The sequence below is a fragment of the Maribacter sp. UH1 genome, from assembly GCF_056839145.1.
On sequence record NZ_CM166387.1, the window covers coordinates 4,550,811 to 4,567,692 of the forward strand.

21 protein-coding genes are annotated in these 16,882 nt (G+C 36.4%); 4 read left to right on the forward strand and 17 right to left on the reverse strand.

Annotated elements, in window-relative coordinates:
- Nucleotides 1–6 precede the first annotated feature (6 nt).
- A complete protein-coding gene (locus UH1x_RS19805; RefSeq protein ID WP_482623844.1) occupies nt 7–477 on the forward strand; it encodes an FKBP-type peptidyl-prolyl cis-trans isomerase in 471 nt (156 codons plus the stop codon).
- On the opposite strand, the gene UH1x_RS19810 is transcribed toward UH1x_RS19805, so the two are convergent.
- From UH1x_RS19810 to UH1x_RS19835, 6 genes are all read right to left on the reverse strand, one after another.
- Nucleotides 470–1,711 carry a hypothetical protein gene (locus UH1x_RS19810; protein WP_482623846.1) on the reverse strand — a complete coding sequence of 414 codons (1,242 nt, stop codon included), beginning with the start codon at nt 1,709–1,711 and terminating at the stop codon, nt 470–472. The two genes, UH1x_RS19805 and UH1x_RS19810, sit on opposite strands and share 8 nt — an antisense overlap.
- The gene (locus UH1x_RS19815) at nt 1,711–2,217 is read right to left on the reverse strand and encodes a TlpA family protein disulfide reductase (RefSeq protein WP_482623848.1); all 507 of its coding nucleotides are present in this window, start codon (nt 2,215–2,217) and stop codon (nt 1,711–1,713) included. Before UH1x_RS19815 ends, UH1x_RS19810 begins: the two co-directional genes overlap by 1 nt.
- Nucleotides 2,218–2,310: 93 nt before the next feature.
- The gene (locus UH1x_RS19820) at nt 2,311–2,739 is read right to left on the reverse strand and encodes an FKBP-type peptidyl-prolyl cis-trans isomerase (protein WP_405414490.1); all 429 of its coding nucleotides are present in this window, start codon (nt 2,737–2,739) and stop codon (nt 2,311–2,313) included.
- A 150-nt stretch (nt 2,740–2,889) separates the two neighbouring features.
- On the reverse strand, nt 2,890–3,333 hold the full coding sequence (locus UH1x_RS19825; protein ID WP_482623850.1) for a DUF4251 domain-containing protein: 444 nt from the start codon (nt 3,331–3,333) through the stop codon (nt 2,890–2,892).
- Nucleotides 3,334–3,489: 156 nt separating this feature from the next.
- Nucleotides 3,490–3,816 carry a hypothetical protein gene (locus UH1x_RS19830; RefSeq protein WP_482623852.1) on the reverse strand — a complete coding sequence of 109 codons (327 nt, stop codon included), beginning with the start codon at nt 3,814–3,816 and terminating at the stop codon, nt 3,490–3,492.
- Between the two features lie 117 nt (nt 3,817–3,933).
- Nucleotides 3,934–4,266 (reverse strand): hypothetical protein, encoded by a 333-nt coding sequence (locus tag UH1x_RS19835; protein ID WP_482623854.1) that lies wholly within the window; start codon nt 4,264–4,266, stop codon nt 3,934–3,936.
- 233 nt (nt 4,267–4,499) lie between these two features.
- Between UH1x_RS19835 and hpf the strand changes: the two genes are divergently transcribed.
- Nucleotides 4,500–4,802, forward strand: coding sequence for a ribosome hibernation-promoting factor, HPF/YfiA family (gene hpf, locus UH1x_RS19840; RefSeq protein ID WP_036154725.1), 303 nt, complete (start codon nt 4,500–4,502; stop codon nt 4,800–4,802).
- 15 nt (nt 4,803–4,817) lie between these two features.
- On the opposite strand, the gene UH1x_RS19845 is transcribed toward hpf, so the two are convergent.
- Nucleotides 4,818–5,156 (reverse strand): hypothetical protein, encoded by a 339-nt coding sequence (locus tag UH1x_RS19845; RefSeq protein WP_482623855.1) that lies wholly within the window; start codon nt 5,154–5,156, stop codon nt 4,818–4,820.
- A gap of 425 nt (nt 5,157–5,581) precedes the next feature.
- On the opposite strand from UH1x_RS19845, the gene UH1x_RS19850 reads away from it, so the two are divergent.
- Entirely contained in the window at nt 5,582–6,520 is a 939-nt protein-coding gene (locus UH1x_RS19850) for a TerC/Alx family metal homeostasis membrane protein (RefSeq protein ID WP_482623857.1), read from the forward strand.
- A 24-nt stretch (nt 6,521–6,544) separates the two neighbouring features.
- Here the strand turns inward: UH1x_RS19850 and UH1x_RS19855 are convergent, their stop codons facing one another.
- From UH1x_RS19855 to UH1x_RS19900, 10 genes are all read right to left on the reverse strand, one after another.
- The gene (locus UH1x_RS19855) at nt 6,545–6,799 is read right to left on the reverse strand and encodes an acyl carrier protein (RefSeq protein ID WP_482623859.1); all 255 of its coding nucleotides are present in this window, start codon (nt 6,797–6,799) and stop codon (nt 6,545–6,547) included.
- 46 nt (nt 6,800–6,845) lie between these two features.
- A complete protein-coding gene (locus UH1x_RS19860; protein WP_482623861.1) occupies nt 6,846–8,123 on the reverse strand; it encodes a beta-ketoacyl-[acyl-carrier-protein] synthase family protein in 1,278 nt (425 codons plus the stop codon).
- Nucleotides 8,116–8,565 carry a 3-hydroxyacyl-ACP dehydratase FabZ family protein gene (locus UH1x_RS19865; protein ID WP_482623863.1) on the reverse strand — a complete coding sequence of 150 codons (450 nt, stop codon included), beginning with the start codon at nt 8,563–8,565 and terminating at the stop codon, nt 8,116–8,118. The genes UH1x_RS19860 and UH1x_RS19865 overlap by 8 nt, the downstream gene beginning before the upstream one ends.
- 13 nt (nt 8,566–8,578) lie before the next feature.
- Complete coding sequence (locus UH1x_RS19870; protein ID WP_482623864.1) at nt 8,579–9,361, reverse strand: SDR family oxidoreductase; 783 nt, start codon at nt 9,359–9,361, stop codon at nt 8,579–8,581.
- Nucleotides 9,362–9,379: 18 nt separating this feature from the next.
- Entirely contained in the window at nt 9,380–10,435 is a 1,056-nt protein-coding gene (locus tag UH1x_RS19875; protein WP_482623865.1) for a type III polyketide synthase, read from the reverse strand.
- A gap of 24 nt (nt 10,436–10,459) precedes the next feature.
- The gene (locus UH1x_RS19880) at nt 10,460–11,167 is read right to left on the reverse strand and encodes a methyltransferase domain-containing protein (RefSeq protein WP_482623866.1); all 708 of its coding nucleotides are present in this window, start codon (nt 11,165–11,167) and stop codon (nt 10,460–10,462) included.
- Nucleotides 11,167–12,288, reverse strand: a complete 1,122-nt coding sequence (locus UH1x_RS19885) for an NAD(P)/FAD-dependent oxidoreductase (protein WP_482623868.1) — start codon at nt 12,286–12,288, stop codon at nt 11,167–11,169. The genes UH1x_RS19880 and UH1x_RS19885 overlap by 1 nt, the downstream gene beginning before the upstream one ends.
- 81 nt (nt 12,289–12,369) lie before the next feature.
- Nucleotides 12,370–13,062: a YiaD family glycine zipper/OmpA-like lipoprotein gene (locus UH1x_RS19890; RefSeq protein WP_405414472.1), complete on the reverse strand. Its 693-nt coding sequence runs from the start codon at nt 13,060–13,062 to the stop codon at nt 12,370–12,372.
- A gap of 28 nt (nt 13,063–13,090) precedes the next feature.
- Nucleotides 13,091–13,570, reverse strand: a complete 480-nt coding sequence (locus UH1x_RS19895; RefSeq protein WP_482623870.1) for a lipocalin family protein — start codon at nt 13,568–13,570, stop codon at nt 13,091–13,093.
- A 257-nt stretch (nt 13,571–13,827) separates the two neighbouring features.
- The gene (locus tag UH1x_RS19900) at nt 13,828–15,804 is read right to left on the reverse strand and encodes an alpha-ketoacid dehydrogenase subunit alpha/beta (RefSeq protein ID WP_482623872.1); all 1,977 of its coding nucleotides are present in this window, start codon (nt 15,802–15,804) and stop codon (nt 13,828–13,830) included.
- A gap of 122 nt (nt 15,805–15,926) precedes the next feature.
- On the opposite strand from UH1x_RS19900, the gene UH1x_RS19905 reads away from it, so the two are divergent.
- Complete coding sequence (locus tag UH1x_RS19905) at nt 15,927–16,877, forward strand: isopenicillin N synthase family dioxygenase (RefSeq protein ID WP_482623874.1); 951 nt, start codon at nt 15,927–15,929, stop codon at nt 16,875–16,877.
- Nucleotides 16,878–16,882 lie beyond the last annotated feature (5 nt).

Here is a 16,882-nt window from a genome sequence, read left to right on the forward strand (position 1 = left end):
TATATAATGAAATATTTAGTTCTATTTTTTCTTGCGACCACTATGGTTTCATGCTTGTCATCAGATGATAAAACGCCTACGGTTGTTGAGCCTATTGATTATACCGTTATTAATGAAGAAGAAATCAATGCATATTTAGTTGCAAACGAACTAGAATCACAAACCACGGCATCTGGCTTGCATTATATTATTGAAAATCAAGGTGACGGAGCACAACCATCGGCCACATCAAATGTTACGGTTGCGTACAGAGGATATTTTTTAGATGGTACTGTTTTTGACCAAAGTACTGACGGATTATCAATTGGTCTTGATCAAGTTATCGCCGGGTGGACAGAAGGTATTCCCCTTTTCAATGAAGGCGGAAATGGCGTATTGCTTATTCCTTCTCACTTAGCTTATGGTAGTTTTGATTTTAATGGTATACCTGGTGGCTCTGTATTAGTTTTTGATATCGAATTGATTTCAGTTAATTAAACGAAAACGCGTCAATAGACATCTTTGCTGTACGTACTTGTGTAACTGAGCCCAATTGCTCTGTCCACGCAAAATAGAGGGTTTCTTCCACTATTTCCATTTGAGGGAATCCAGATTTACGGGAATCTGCCATTTCAGTAATTAATTGTTTCTTGGAAGTTGTGCCATCTTTATGTACAATCATAGCTTTGAATAATGCGGTTTTGTCATTGGCTTCCATCCAACTTACAACAGCTTGATCTTCATCCATCCATAACACATCTACCCGACCCATAATAGCGCCTTCCGCAACTATAACCGGTTTTGTAAATTTCGCGCCACCATCCGAAGAAAAAGCAATTTGTACTTTTTGTTTTTTTGATGCTCCGGTAAACCAAGCTACTACCAAACTATTACCAAGTGCATCAACTTTAGGTCCGTTGACCGGGCAGCCTTTTATCTGCCAATCATCTTCATGAATTACCTTGGGTGTAGTCCACTCCCCCTCCACTTGACGAACAATACTAATATCTCGAATTTCATTATCTGAGCGATCTCTATAGGTTACAACAGGACCATTATCGGTTATTGCGGAAGTTGTCTGGCAGCAATCGCAGGTTCGTGCATCCAACTCATATTCCTGCAATAGTTCTCCCGTTACAGAAACCACACCTGCTCTAAGTGTCATTGCTCCTCGCTCCCCTGCTTCATTTTCTTCGGTATTTCTACCATCTAGCCAATTCACAAAAAAGTTATTGTTATATGGCACAATGCTTACAAAGCCATGCTCCGTAGGTGTACCATCTGTATGTAAAGGCATGTCTGTTTTCCAAACAGTTGCACCTTTAGGCTTCACGTTTATCTTTATATCATATGAATAGGTGCCTTCAGTAGATTTTTTTAATATGTGAGACCATAAACTACCGTTGTTTTCGGTAATCATAGGGTAATCTGCCCAATTCACGAACCAATTTGTACCACTCAGTACATTTTGTGCTTCTTGCCACTCGCCATCAATCAATTCTGAAAATCGCATGGTAGAAATAGTATCATTGGAAGTTTCTACCCATGAAAGCAATGCTACATCTTTATTGGACATTAGGTGTGGTAATGCACTTGATGCCGAAGCGGGAGATTTTATTTCTTGCACCACAGCTACTGGCACTTCTGCCTTTGGTGCTTTTGATTCTTCCCTGCAACCCATAAGCAAACTACCTACTACAAAAAGAACTACGGAACTACTATTTAATCGCATTACTGTACTGCTCTAAGTTTATCAATCATTTCTGGACTATCCCATTTCAATCCGCCATCAAAACGTAATACCTTCTCCCCTGCCTCATTATATATAAATGTTGCCGGAAGGGCACTTACATTTTCTTCTGCATACACACCATTAAACTTTATAAATTCTAACTTAAATCCGCGCGCATCTTTAAACTTCACGATCTTTTCTTTGGACTGATCAGATGCAAATAGAAAAACATAATTTTCATCAGCTAAAATGGCTTGAGCTTTTTCCATATCCGGCATTTCTTCTATACATGGTCTACACCAGGTTGCCCAATAATTTAGTAATACACGCTTACCCTTGTAATCGCTTAATTCTATAGGGTTACCCTCTATATCTTCAAAAGTAGAAGTAACCACTTTTTCTGAAACGGTTTCCTTGTTTTCAGGTTGGGGCTTTGTGGTTTTTTTCTCTTTACAACCTATAATCACAATCGCGGTAGTAAGGAATATCAGTGTTCTTAAATGCATATTCAAATATACTATTTAGCACTATGAAACCTATAGGCTTAAAAACAAAAAAACCGCCTACAAGGCGGTTTTTTCAATAATATTCAATACGTTTTATTGAACTTCAACCAATTCTAATTCAAAGGTTAAATCTTCACCTGCTAATGGGTGATTTGCATCTACAACGATATCATTATCGTTTACTTCCGCAACACGTAATTGTCTTTCGCTACCATCTGCATTTGTTGCCATAAGTGCCATATCTACTTTTGGCTCCATATCTGCTGGTAAATCTGATTTTTGAACTGTTTGAAAAAGCTCTTTTTGCTTTTCACCGTATGCATCTTCTTTAGCGATAACGATAGTTTTCTTATCATTAACCTCCATATCAAGCAATCCTTTTTCAAAACCTGGTATTAAGCTACCTTGTCCTAATTTTACATCTAATGGCTCTCTACCTACTGAACTGTCAAATGTTTGACCATTACTTAGTTTACCTGTGTAATGTACTTTTACTTGACTATCTGCTTTTACTTTACTCATACTATTAAATTCTACTATTTAACTTAATTGAGGTGCAAAGGTATTGTTCTTAATAGGGAATAACGAAGATTATGGTAAAACCTTCCGTTTTTGGGCTCTTCTTAACATTATCAGTTAAAAAATTCGAGTAAAATACTAGTTTTAAACAAGTTATTGCCCTTTATCAATAGCATTTACACGACCGTTATACTGGATCGCATTTCTATTTGCCATGTTCACAGAGACTACACTAGACATATTTGGAAAGATATCAACATAAACCATATATCTATCAGATGAATTGTTGATCTGAAAGCTGATAGTATATTTTTGCTTATCCTTATTAAATTCTTGAATGTAATTACTTGAAGGTCCGTTAAACTCGATTCCCGGAGTAGTTCCATAACCACCACCAAATTGACGCTCACCAAAATAAGGTAAATTAGCCGATACACTATCACCTTCTATCTTTAAGAAATTACCGGTACCGTTTAAATCTATTCTAGAAACGGTATTACCCGGAGCAATGAGTCCGCTATTGGCTATTGCAGTCATACTTTGTGTAACCATTGGGCTTGCAGAAGTAGCTGTAAATTCAATATTTTTTGATGTCACTAAAGCATGAATAGGGTGCGAATCGCTAATAATCGTTTTTGACGATTTGCAACTGCATAAAATACAATAAGCGATAAATAATAAAAATGGAGTTCTCATTAATACGATGTGTTCGTTCTCCTTTTACACTACGAAATCTATGCCAAAAGATTTGTTCTAATCCTCAAAATCTTCTTCCTCGAATTCAGTATTCACCAATACCGACTTCTTGAAGTTTAAGTTGCGCGACTCCTTATATAATGCCTTGATCATACGTTGACGTTTTCGGTCAGATATATTTAAGGTATCCAATCCTCTAATCTTTTGCTTCAGCGCCTCTCTTTGTAACATTACGGCAGTTTCATAATTAGGTTCGAACTGAAACATTACCGGACCTTCGTCTTCTTCATTTGGTTTTATAGTGGTAGAATCTTTCGTTTGTGAATACGACATTGCCGTACAGAAAAAGGTGCAGCAAATAGCTAGCCGCATATAAATTTTCATATCAAGTTCATTAATGTTCTACGTCTAAATTAGTAACATTTTTTTTAAATGATACATAAACATGAATGTTATAGGCAAATAATACTGCCTTTTACCAATTACCTAAGAAATAGGTATTTAAACGTGTTGTCTTATATTAACCGGTTTCCTAAATTTTAAAGTATATTCCATAAAATCAAATTCGAGCTCAGAAGTTTCCCGAATATGAAAATTGACCATTTTGTATTGCTCAGGTAATACTTCTTTTGTTGCCCTTAAATATTCTAAGAGCTTTTTATTCGCCTCAGAAAGTTTAGAAATCTTATTTTTCAAATACACTTTAGTTTCAAACAGCGCCACCGTAGAAGGTTCATATAAATAGGAATCTACCCTAATTTTAAAATGTTGAATGGTGTTTTTACAGCGTTCCAATTTTCCTAAACAAGTAGATTTATCCTTTACATTTTCCATGGCAGAAGATTTAAAAATGTTATTGTGGGAATTTTACTTCAAGATAAGAAAATAGGAGTATATTTAAGCTATGTTTGTGTAAGTTTAACTTTACTTTAAATTGAACACATTTTAGCTAACCTTTTAGAAACAAAAGGATTAATAATTCTTAACTCCTACGGCAAAAAATATTAAGAATTTTTTAATTGTAATGCGTTGTTGAAATGAGTACCTTAAACTAAACTTTTTAATCTATGAATATCAATTTTGAATACGACGATGTTAAAGCTAGCAACCGATTAGAAATAATGGCTGCTGAGAAATTAGAGAAACTATTGGATAAATTCGATTTTATCGTTCGGTCGGATGTTTTCTTTAAAAAAGAGAATACCTCTTCTCCAGATTCAGGTATGGTATGTAATATACGTTTGAGTGCACCAGGTCCTCGCCTATTTGCACAGTCGTCTTCAGATAGTTTTGAAGCAGCGATTGCTTCTTCTATCGAAGATTTAAAAAGACAATTGGAAAGAAGAAAAGCAAAAATGCAGTCTCATTAGACTGCATTTTTTTTATTATTCCAAACTATCCGTAGAATTAGTGTGATTTGCAATTACGGATTGTACCCGTTCTGAGAATGGATTCTTTTTCAATTCTTGAATTAAACGTTTTCTTCTTGCATCAGATATATCAATAGAATCTAGAATTTCTTTCATTCGGTATTGATGTGCCAAACGACTCTGTCTTAAAGCAACTCTTTCAGAAGCAGTTAATACATAATCAGATTCAAACTGATTCAAAAGCATCCGTTGTTTTACCCTTGCATCTGACTGTAGGGAATCTTGTGCTTGTGCTTTTTGCGTACCCAAAATAAGGCATAGCAAAAAACCACAAAAAATGGTTAATTTTTTCATTTTAATAGCTTGTTCTACCCTAAATTTAAGACAAAAAAATTATACTTCTCTTGATTTCAAAATAAAATTACACTTCATCGAGTAAAAAATGTCGTTTATCCGACAGAACACACTTATTATATTTTTAGGGCTTAAAACTACCTGACAATCAATATGTTGAAAAAACTTACGCACTTTGTTAGCACCTGTTAAAATTAATAAAATGATGTTTATCTCTGTATTTTAACAGTACTACCATCAATTTATAGCTTCAATTTTTATGATTAAAATAATACAGGATTACATTAATGATATGTATTTATCTATTGGATATTTGTCATGTAAAAAGAAATCATTTAAATATTGATTTATAATAGTTGAACATTTTTGAGAAATGGAATTGTTAAAGTCAATTTTTAATACCTTTGCAACTTCAAAAAAATTCTATGATAGTCTGGATCGCTTTTATTGCATTTGTTCTTATTTTCCTTGCCTTGGATTTGGGTGTTTTTCACAAGGATGAACATGTTATAAAATCTAAAGAAGCCGGAATCTGGACCGCTATTTTTGTAACTGTGGCTTTTGCCTTCAGCGGCATAATCTACTGGGTTTTTGATGCTGGGATTGTTGCCAACCCAACAGGACTGACTCCTAATGACGCTGTACTTAAGTATATTACCGGTTATCTTATTGAACTTTCTCTTAGTGTAGATAACGTTTTTGTTATTGCAGTGATATTCTCTTCTTTTAAGATTCCGCCATTATACCAGCACCGCGTGTTATTTTGGGGAATTTTAGGCGCTATTGTCTTTAGGGCTTTAATGATATTCTTTGGTGTGGCACTTATTACCAAGTTTGAATGGATTATTTATGTATTTGGTGTATTCTTGCTTTACACAGCATTTAATATGCTAAAAGGTGATGATGATGATTTTGACCCAAAAGACTCTTTTGTTTTTAAGCAGATAAAGAAAATATACCCGGTTACTACGACTATGCACGGTCATGATTTCTTTGTAAAAAGAATGGGACTTAATGCTGCTACTCCCCTATTTGTAGCCCTTATTGTTATTGAACTTACCGATATACTATTTGCCTTGGATAGTATACCTGCAATTCTAGCCATTACCGCAGACCCCTTTATCGTATTTACATCTAATATATTGGCAATTTTAGGATTGCGTTCTATGTACTTTTTAATTTCAAGAATGCTAGAGAAATTTAAGTATATCAACTACAGTTTGGTGGTCATTCTAGCTTTTGTAGGATTGAAGATGTTGTTCTCCCATTATATTCATTTACCTGAATGGGTTTCATTGACCGTAATTTCAGTTTCATTAATTGCTGGAATTCTAGCTTCGACCTTAATTAAAAATAAAGAATAACTCGCTACAGGGTCCTAAAAAATATTACTTCTCCGCTAGCTTGACATCGATTATAGCCATGGCATCATTTACTGTTTGCATTTTTTCCATGTCCTCATTTTCTAGACGGATGTCGAAAGCATCTTCTACATCGAGCACAATATCGACAAGATTTGCAGAGTTGATGTTTAAATCGTTCATGAAGTGACTTTCCTGTTCAATGTCAGTAACCGCTACGTCTTCGGGAAGATAGATTTTAATGATTTCTTTCAGTTTTTGGTATTTTTCTTCTTTAAGCATATATAAGTTCAATTAAAAATACTATTTGGTATAATTATGGTTTTTATTAATCTTTATTAAATGCCTTAAATATAACACAAGCATTTACATCCCCGAATCCAAAACTTGCTTTTGCAATTACTTTAGGGGCATGTTTTTTTGTTTCCCTTGGGATGCAGGATTCCGATATTAATTCTGAAATCTCCGGATGAATATCTTCACAGTTCACATTCTTAAAAACTACCTGCTCTTTAAACTGTAATATGGAAGCAACACTTTCAATACTACCAGCTGCAGCCAAACAATGACCCACAGAACCTTTAAATGAATTGATGTACGGAAAATCGTCATGTTCTCTGCCTAACGCTTTACTCCAATTTTCTATTTCTAGTCCGTCTTTAGATGTTGCGGTCAAATGACCGTTAATAACATCTATATCTGAAGATTTAATACCCGCATTGGTCACCGCGTTTCTAATGCAACGTTGCACCGCCATACTATTTGGTGCGGTCATGGACCCTTGCCCAATTTGTCCGCCACTATTGATTTTTCCTCCCAATACTTCTGCATATATATGGGCACCGCGCTTTTCTGCGCTTTCCAAGGACTCTAATACCAGTGCTCCTGCTCCACTACCAGGTATGAATCCGCCAGCTGTTGCGCTCATGGGCCTACTTGCTTTTGTAGGGTTATCATTATAGCCTCTAGGCAGAATACGCATAGCATCAAAACCACCCCATACATACGGTCCACTATCACTACAACTACCTGTCAAGATAATTTCGGCTTTCCCTTGACTAATTCGGTCAAAAGCCATTAGTATACCCTCGGTACCCGTGGTACATGCTGCGGAGTTCGTGGTAACTTGATTTCCGCAACCTAACAAACCACCTAAATAGGCACTTATACCGCTTGCCATAGTCTGTATTACCGAGGTACTTCCAAGTCTACGGACATTGCCCTCATCAATTAAATGAATGGCTTCCCTAAATTTATCTACCCCTAAAATACCGGTACCAAAAATGATTCCTCGGTCCCAACTAGGCTCATCTGTTGTATTTTTCTCTAAACCGGCATCTTTCCAAGCATCCATTCCTGCGATTACACCATACACGATTCCCGTTGCATTCAGCCCTCTGCGCTCTAAAGGCGTAAAGTAATTATCTATAAGCTTATCTTTTACCAAAGGTTCTCCCGCTACTTGACAACCAAAACCAAGCTTCTCTAAATTTGGCTGATGCCTTAGTCCGCTTTTACCATCTAGCAAAGAATTTGTAAAATCAGTAAGTCCTACTCCGTTTGGCGCACATACTCCCAACCCCGTAATTACAACGCGTCTATTCATATGCTGTTCCTATCATGCCCGCTAAAACTCCTTTACAGACCAGTTTATCGTCTTCATTATACATTTTTACTTCACATTTTAATTTCTGAAATCTAAAGTAGACTAATTCCGAAACCACCTTAACTCGTTCTCCAGGAAAAACAGGTTGCAAAAATTCCATTTGTGAGCTGCTCATACCTATTGCCATATTCCCTATTTCAGACTCTTTCCCTAATAGACACATACCCAAACATACCAAACCGATTTGTGCACAACATTCGGTCAAAATCACTCCCGGTGTAACAGGATTGTTTTTGAAATGACCTTTATAAAAATCTGCATTGGGTGAAAACCTATAAACACCCTCAGCACCTTTATCATCTACATGCAAAATCTCATTTACAAAAAGAAATGGTTCCGTGTAGGGCAAACAATTCAATATCCAATTATAAGATTCTTTCATCAGCTGATAAATATTACATCAAACTTTCGCCGCCATCAACTTTTATGACGGTTCCCGTAATCCATTTTGCTTCATCCATAGTTAACAAATACACTGCATTTGCAACGTCTTCGGGCATAGTCAGTTTGTTCTGCGGATTTCTTTTTAATGCATTTTCTTTTATTTTCTCGTACCCGGGAATCATAGATAAAGACTTTGTCATGGTAATACCTGCCTGTATGCAGTTTGCCTTTATACCCATTGGCGCAAACTCCAAAGCAATACTTCTGGTCAACGCCTCTAAGGCTACTTTAGCCACGGAAACTGCACTGTAATTTGGTAATGCTTTTGTATTCCCCTCACTTGTAAATGATATAATGCGAGCATCATCAGCAAATAAACCATCCTTTGCCAGTGCCTTGGTCCAATCGTACAAGCTCAACGCCATAGCATCAAAAGTGATCCTAAAATCGGTATCGACCAAAGTTGGTCTATTTTCTGAATACATGGGCTTCAAGGTTCCTTTTGCAACGCTATGTATCATCACTTTTACTTGATGCCCTTCTGGTAACTGTTGCTGCATATCTGAAATGATTGCTGCCCGTTTATCGGCATTCAATACATCTACGTTCATTGCTATCAACTCATTTCCGTAAGAGCGAATTTCATCAAAATCTTTTTCTATCTCATCCATTGCCGCACGGCGATCACGATGCATGATTATAATATGATAGCCATGACTTGCCAATTTCTTTGCCGTAGCTAAACCAAGTCCACTACTTCCTCCTAATATTAAAGCCCAATAGCTATTTTTCATAATTGTTCTTTGATTATACTACCATTCTATCAATACCCGTTGTGCCGAGAAACCGGGACCAAAACTCAATATCAATCCCTGCTCACCTGCTACTATGTCTTTTTCTAAAAAACGCTCTAAGACGTATAAAACAGTAGCACTGCTCATATTACCATAAAGACGTAATACCTCACGGGTATCATTAATATTTTTACCTAGAGCACCAAATAGCGATTCTACCGTTTGTACTATTTTCTTTCCTCCGGGATGAAAAATTAAATGGTCCACTTTTTTAATATCACTTCCATACTTTTCTAAAAACGGATGTACGATATCGGCAAAATGATTAGAAATGGTTTCTGGTACCGCCGGATCAAGAATCATCTTTAATCCATGATTAGTTAAATCAAACCCCATCATTTGTGTAGCATCCTTAAAATGATACATTTCTTCTCCTATTATCTTGGGACCTACAGCATCTTGTTCTGATGACAACAACACGCAAGCTGCACCATCACCGAAAATAGCGGCGCTCACCATATTTGCCATTGAATAATCTTGTAACTGAAATGTTGCTGTGGGACTCTCAACAGAAACCAATGCGATACGCTTACCAGGGTTCGATTTTAAGAAGTTATGGGCATAAATAAGTCCTGATACTCCAGCTGCGCAACCCATCTCTGTTACAGGAAGCCTTACCACATCTTGCCGCATTCCCAATTCGTTTATTAAATAGGCATCTAAGGACGGAATCATAATACCCGTACAACTTACCGTAATTATATAATCAATGGAAGAAGCATCCCAATCACTTTTCTTTAATGCGTTTCTGAGTACATTAGCACCCATGCGCTTAGCTTCCTTACTGTAAATTTTGTTTTTATCTTCAAAAGAAGTCGTTATGAATACGTCTTCAGGTGGCATAATAGAATAGCGCTTATCTACAGCAGCACCCTCAAAAATCTTTACGACTTTTCTAGAAAAACGATCCTCTTGTCCGCTTAGCCAGAATTCTACAAGCGGTATAATATCCTTGGTATCTCTAGAATACGGTGGCAGTTCTTTGGTAACACTAACAATTCTTGTATGATTCATAATTATTCTTAATCTTCAATCTACCTATTTCTTTTTTAAAATCCATACATATCTAAAAGCCCATTTCCATTTAATGATATGAGATGCATTGGTAACCTGGGTAGCAAAATGCTGTAATTCCTTTTTTTTAAATGCCCTACGGATGGATAACAGTCCGTCTTTCTTTGCAATCTTCGTTTTAATGAAAAAGAAACTGAATGCTTTAAATAAATAATAGGCAACGGGACTACGTTCCAAATCATTTATGACCACCCCTAATTTTGCGATATCCACAAACCGATTCACAAACTTAATTACGCCTTCATCCGAAAAATGATGTAAGGTCAAAGTCGTCATTACTACATCAACATCCCATCCAGAAAAATCAGTACTTAAGATGTCTGTATTCAAGTAACTAATTTCAGGGTAATCAGCCGAATATTGCTTTGCTAATTGTAAGCCCTGTTCATTAAAATCTACACCAATCAATTTAAGGGTTACATTCCGCTTTCTTGCTTGTTCAGCTAGCTTTCTAAGCATAGTTCCTTCCGCACAACCCATATCTAAAATCGTATACGATTCTTTGTTTTCTTTTTCAAGTAACTCAAAAACAGCATCTAAGGTAATACCATAGCCCCCAAGTAAGCTATTCACCCTATTAATGTCTTGTAGTATCGTTTCCAACTCATCAATGGTACCTGAAAAAGTATCCATAATCTCAACTTCACTACTTCTTACTGTAAAATCCTCCATTATGATATTAGTTCTCCATGGGTTTTAGAAATAATAAACTTCAATAATGATTTCGACTTTCCAACGGATTTAATTCCCATGGAAACTAATCTTTTATTCATTAAAATGACCTGTAATTTTCTACCGAACCACAAACGCTTACCAAAAGCTTTTGACCAAGCCTTTTTATAATCCATTTCCAAATCATTGCGATTATAACCAGATTCGTTAACATATTTTAAAATCAACTCTGAGGCTATTTTTGCACTATGAATAGCCATGGCCATACCATTACCACAAAGTGGATGTATAAGCCCAGCAGTATCGCCACACATTAGCATGTGATCGACCACATTATCTTTTTCGTCAAAGGCTATTTGAGCAATGGTCATAGGATTCTCAAAAACAGGAACTGCATTTGATAGAAACTCTTGTAAATATGGGTTCTGAGCAACCACAGCAGTATTGAAACTATGAATATCCTTGTATTCTTTAAAACTTCCATAATTAACTAGATAACAAAAATTGACCGCTCCGGATTCCGTTTTTGAGAGTCCGCCATAACCACCATTAAAATTGTGTAAAGCCACTACATCTTCCTGAAAATCTTCAAGTTCATAATGTGCCTTAACCGCTAACCAAGATTGCTTTTTCTTACTGAAGTCTCTATTTAAAGTTTTATCAATAACAGAACGTTTACCATAGGCACCAATGGCTATTTTAGAAGAATAGCATCCGGACTTAGTTTTGATTGTAAAAACGTCTTCTTTGAAAACTGTTTCAATCACTTTTTCAAAATAAAACTGTACGCCAAGTTCCTGTCCTCTTATGTACAACAACTGATCAAGCGCATATCTACTTATACCAAATCCGCCCAAGGGTAAATCCGTCTCAGCGATATATCCGTCTACAGTACTTATTTGAAACTGTGAAATATCTTTAGCCCCTTTAGCCTTTAGATCTACACCTAATCGTTTTAAATACGGGTCAATTTCTTTAGATACATATTCACCGCAAACCTTATGATGTGGATATTGTTGCATTTCAATCACAGCGACATCCAATCCTTCCAAAGCCAAATGAATAGCAGCAGTCAACCCTGCCAATCCACCTCCAATAATTAGTATGCCATGCTCTTTCACTGCATGGAAGTTACACCAAAAACAAAAAAGCCCTGCAAATGCAGGGCTTTAATTTTAACTCAATACTAAAATTTATAGCTATTAGTTGGTTTGTGTTTGTGCTTCTTGTTTTAAAGACTCACTAGCAACAATAGCCAACTCAACACGTCTGTTCTTTGCTTTACCGGCTGTAGTAGTATTATCACCTACTGGTTGTGTTTCACCATACCATTTAGTATCAAAACGACTAGCATCTATACCTTGACTGATTAAATAGTTAGTTACAGATTCTGCTCTTTGCTTAGACAAGTTTAAATTATACTCATCTGCACCGGCACTATCGGTATGGCCTTCAACTAAAATATTAGATTGAGGATATTCCTTAAATATACTAACCAATTTATCTAAAGTTACTGCAGATGTACCTTGCACATTACTTTTGTTGGTATCAAAATACACACCGGCATCTTCATTAAAGGTAACGTTAATACCTTCACCCACACGTTTTACTTCTGCACCAGGAATTTCTTCTTCAATACGTTCTGCTTGACGGTCCATTCTATTACCAATATAACCACCAGCGGCACCACCAATAGCTGCTCCTAAAATTGCACCTAAAGCTGTATTGTTACCACTACCAACATTGTTTCCTAAAACACCACCGATAACAGCCCCACCAGTAGCACCTATTGCGGCTCCTTTTTGTGTTTTATTTGCATTTTTTATAGTGCTACAGCTCATTACCAAGGCAAGAGCAAGAACGTAACTAGTTCTACGTAATATCATTGTTTTCATATGCTTATATTAAATTTTTTAGTAGATTTTATTTTTTACTGAATTCGTAAACGACATTTACCGGAGCACCTTCTACCATGACATTAGATTTTAAGGTCATAGCCGACTCTGTAAGATTTTCAATGTTTAAACGGTAACCAGCACCTCCAGAAATATCCTGATTTTTTTCGTTGATAAATTTAAACTGTAACTGGCTAGTGTAGTTCTCTTCACGCTCTACAACAGACCATCTAATGTAACGATCTCCACCGGTACAAAATGTTGATGGGGCAATTGTATAACGACCCGTACTATTGTTATCTCGAAAGAACCACTCACTGCCTTCTAGGCATATATCCTCCACATCATTGAATAATACCGCTTTTACATTTCCAGTATTCCCTTCAAAAGAAACATTGTTCAATGCCCATGTGCCGCTTAATAGATTGCGCTTTGCTCTAGCATCTTTAGACACTGAACATGAAGATGCTAAAAGCATAATACTAAATAGCCAAATCATTTTTTTCATAAGTAAATATTTAGGTTTGATTTATATACGTTAATTGTCATTTGTTGGATGAAAAAAATCCATTTATTCGACCAAATGACAATGCAAAGATGTTGCTAAACATGATTACCTATTACCTCTTTTAACAAATTTGTTAACGGGTTTACTCGAGAGGCGCTTTTATAAAGCCTTACGGCTTGCCAACCCAGTCGGCAACCGTAGAAATTTTAACATTTGCTCTTTTAGTATGTATTACGGGTTAGCCCAATGCAGTTTAACTAATACGCGATTAGTTCTTTTAAATCAGATTCAAATCTTGATTTTGCAAGATATTGCTGCTCTAAGTTAGCATTGAAAGGAATAGGAGTTTCTAGACTACCCACTCTTTTTATTGGTCCATCTAAATACTCAAAGCAATTTTCCATTACCATAGCAGAAATATCACTGGCAATACCACCAAACAAGCTATCTTCTTGAAGAATAATCAATTTTCCTGTTCTTACCACAGAATCATAAATAGCTTTGGTATCCAAAGGCTGTAAGGTTCTTAAATCTAAAAGGTCTGCTCGTATTTCTGGATTATTCTCCAACGCTTCTAAAGCCCAATGCACACCAGCACCATAGGTTACAATGCTAATCTGATCGCCTTGTTTTAAAAGACTTGCCTTACCTAATGGTAATGTATAGTAATCCACAGGGACTTCCTGATAAAGACTTCTATATAATCCCTTATGTTCAAAAAACAGAACTGGATTAGGGTCTTCTATGGCAGTTGTCAACAAACCTTTTGCATCATAAGGAAATGCAGGATATACTACTTTTAGACCGGGAGTTTTAGTAAACCACGCTTCATTTGTTTGTGAATGAAATGGCCCGGCAGCAACACCACCGCCACAAGGCATTCTAATAACAACATCCGCTTTTTCGCCCCAACGGTAATAACTCTTCGCTAAATAATTAACTATAGGGTTAAATCCGCTACTTGCAAAATCTGCAAATTGCATCTCCACGACCGCCTTCATTCCGTTAATGGATAATCCCATAGCTGCCGATACAATTGCCGACTCACAGATAGGTGTATTACGTACGCGCTCTTTGCCAAAGTCATTTACAAAACCGTCCGTTATTTTAAATACCCCACCATATTCTGCAACGTCTTGCCCCATGATGACAAGATTGTCAAATTTCTTCATAGACTGTCGCAATCCTTCAGAAATAGCATCTACTAGACGAATATTAGTTACAAATCTGCTTGGTCTAATTTCTTTTAAATCAAATTTTTGATATACCTCACTTAATTCTTTACTTTCATTAGGTGTAATCGTATCTTCACTAAAGGCTATTCTTAGATGTTCATCTATTTCAGCTTGAATATCTGCCTTGTAATTGGCAATACTTTCTTCAGTCAACAACTTCTCACCAATTAGATATTGTGTATAATTCTCCAAGGGATCTTTCTCTGCCCAAGTATCTAAAAGTTCCTGAGGCACGTATTTTGTTCCGCTAGCTTCTTCATGCCCACGCATGCGAAAAGTCTTAAATTCTAATAACACCGGTCTTGGGTTTATTCTCATATCCCTGACCAGATGCGATACTTTAAAAAAGACTTCCAAAATATTGTTACCGTCAATGATATGGGATTCCATGCCATAGCCCGCTCCCTTATCCGCAATATTTTCACACCTAAATTGCTCATTTGTGGGTGTTGATAACCCGTAGCCATTATTTTCCACACAGAAAAGCACTGGTAAATCCCACACAGAGGCCACATTCAACGCTTCATGAAAATCTCCTTCGCTAGTTCCTCCTTCTCCAGTAAATACAGCGGTAACCTTCTTTTCCTTTTTTAATTTATGTGCAAGAGCTATACCATCTGCTACACCTAATTGCGGACCTAAATGTGATATCATTCCTACAATCTTAAAATCTTGGGTACCAAAATGAAAACTACGATCTCTTCCTTGGGTGAATCCGCTTGCCTTTCCCTGCCATTGCGCGAATAATCTATACAACGGAATCTCTCTTGTAGTAAAAACTCCGAGGTTTCTATGCATGGGAAGTATGTATTCCTCACTACTTAAGGCAGAAGTAACACCAATGGAAATTGCTTCTTGACCAATGCCACTAAACCATTTAGAAACCTTGCCTTGACGTAGTAAAATCAACATTTTCTCCTCAATCATACGAGGCTTAAGCATTGATTTATAAAGTGTTAACTTAACATCTTGAGCTACTTTAAAATCGGTGTAATTCATTAATCAGGTCAGTTTAGGCTATTAAAATATAAATGTAACAAAAATGCATATAGCAAGTATCGATTATAACAACGCTTATAAATGGACAATAATTATTAATTTTACGTAAAATCTTTTAAAATATGAGCTTAGTACCTAGTGTTGATTTGTCGGATTTTCTTTCGGAAGACCCAAAAAGAAAACAAAAGTTTATTGATGAAATTGGAAAAGCATTTGAAGATATAGGATTCGTAGCATTAAGCGGACATTTTTTATCCGAGGAATTTGTAGATACCTTATATTCAGAAATTAAGGAATTTTTTGATTTACCTAGTGATGTAAAGGATGGATACCAAATAGAAGGTATTGGTGGGCAACGCGGTTATACTTCATTTGGCAAGGAGCACGCCAAGGGTAGAAAAGAAGGCGATTTAAAGGAGTTCTGGCATTTTGGACAATATGTAGAAGATAATGACGAACTAGAAAAGGAATATCCTGCAAATGTCATAGTAGAAGAACTTCCAAAATTTAATGAAGTAGGTAAAGAAACCTATAAAATGTTAGAGAAAACTGCCAGATACGTGTTAAGGGCTTTGGCTTTGCATTTAAATTTAGATGAATTTTATTTTGATGATTTCATTAAAAATGGAAATTCAATCTTGCGTCCTATACATTATCCACCAATTACATCTGAACCTAAAAACGCAGTAAGAGCAGCAGCTCATGGAGATATTAACCTTATTACACTGTTAATGGGTGCCCATGGTAAGGGACTTCAAGTACAAAACCACGATGGCGAGTGGGTTGATGCCATTGCAAGACCAGATCAATTGATGATTAACGTTGGTGACATGCTTTCTCGTCTTACGAACAACAAACTATTGTCTACCATTCATCAAGTAGTTAATCCGCCAAGAGAATTATGGGGCACATCTAGATATTCAGTTCCATTTTTTATGCACCCTGTTAGTGAGATGCCTTTAAATTGCCTGGAGAACTGCATTGACGAAGACCACCCGAAACTGTACGAAGATATTACAGCTGGTGAATTTTTGCATGAAAGACTAATAGACCTTGGGTTAATTAAAAAGTAATTCAT

Excerpts from the sequence above, each read along its gene's own strand:
- UH1x_RS19895 (WP_482623870.1), bottom strand. The coding sequence starts at position 13,570 with ATGAAAAAAATGATTTGGCTATTTAGTATTATGCTTTTAGCATCTTCA.
- UH1x_RS19890 (WP_405414472.1), bottom strand. The coding sequence starts at position 13,062 with ATGAAAACAATGATATTACGTAGAACTAGTTACGTTCTTGCTCTTGCC.
- hpf (WP_036154725.1), top strand. The coding sequence starts at position 4,500 with ATGAATATCAATTTTGAATACGACGATGTTAAAGCTAGCAACCGATTA.
- UH1x_RS19805 (WP_482623844.1), top strand. The coding sequence starts at position 7 with ATGAAATATTTAGTTCTATTTTTTCTTGCGACCACTATGGTTTCATGC.
- UH1x_RS19860 (WP_482623861.1), bottom strand. The coding sequence starts at position 8,123 with ATGAATAGACGCGTTGTAATTACGGGGTTGGGAGTATGTGCGCCAAAC.
- UH1x_RS19850 (WP_482623857.1), top strand. The coding sequence starts at position 5,582 with ATGATAGTCTGGATCGCTTTTATTGCATTTGTTCTTATTTTCCTTGCC.
- UH1x_RS19835 (WP_482623854.1), bottom strand. The coding sequence starts at position 4,266 with ATGGAAAATGTAAAGGATAAATCTACTTGTTTAGGAAAATTGGAACGC.
- UH1x_RS19820 (WP_405414490.1), bottom strand. The coding sequence starts at position 2,739 with ATGAGTAAAGTAAAAGCAGATAGTCAAGTAAAAGTACATTACACAGGT.
- UH1x_RS19830 (WP_482623852.1), bottom strand. The coding sequence starts at position 3,816 with ATGAAAATTTATATGCGGCTAGCTATTTGCTGCACCTTTTTCTGTACG.
- UH1x_RS19880 (WP_482623866.1), bottom strand. The coding sequence starts at position 11,167 with ATGGAGGATTTTACAGTAAGAAGTAGTGAAGTTGAGATTATGGATACT.
- UH1x_RS19855 (WP_482623859.1), bottom strand. The coding sequence starts at position 6,799 with ATGCTTAAAGAAGAAAAATACCAAAAACTGAAAGAAATCATTAAAATC.
- UH1x_RS19815 (WP_482623848.1), bottom strand. The coding sequence starts at position 2,217 with ATGCATTTAAGAACACTGATATTCCTTACTACCGCGATTGTGATTATA.
- UH1x_RS19870 (WP_482623864.1), bottom strand. The coding sequence starts at position 9,361 with ATGAAAAATAGCTATTGGGCTTTAATATTAGGAGGAAGTAGTGGACTT.
- UH1x_RS19865 (WP_482623863.1), bottom strand. The coding sequence starts at position 8,565 with ATGAAAGAATCTTATAATTGGATATTGAATTGTTTGCCCTACACGGAA.
- UH1x_RS19810 (WP_482623846.1), bottom strand. The coding sequence starts at position 1,711 with ATGCGATTAAATAGTAGTTCCGTAGTTCTTTTTGTAGTAGGTAGTTTG.
- UH1x_RS19875 (WP_482623865.1), bottom strand. The coding sequence starts at position 10,435 with ATGAATCATACAAGAATTGTTAGTGTTACCAAAGAACTGCCACCGTAT.
- UH1x_RS19905 (WP_482623874.1), top strand. The coding sequence starts at position 15,927 with ATGAGCTTAGTACCTAGTGTTGATTTGTCGGATTTTCTTTCGGAAGAC.
- UH1x_RS19845 (WP_482623855.1), bottom strand. The coding sequence starts at position 5,156 with ATGAAAAAATTAACCATTTTTTGTGGTTTTTTGCTATGCCTTATTTTG.
- UH1x_RS19900 (WP_482623872.1), bottom strand. The coding sequence starts at position 15,804 with ATGAATTACACCGATTTTAAAGTAGCTCAAGATGTTAAGTTAACACTT.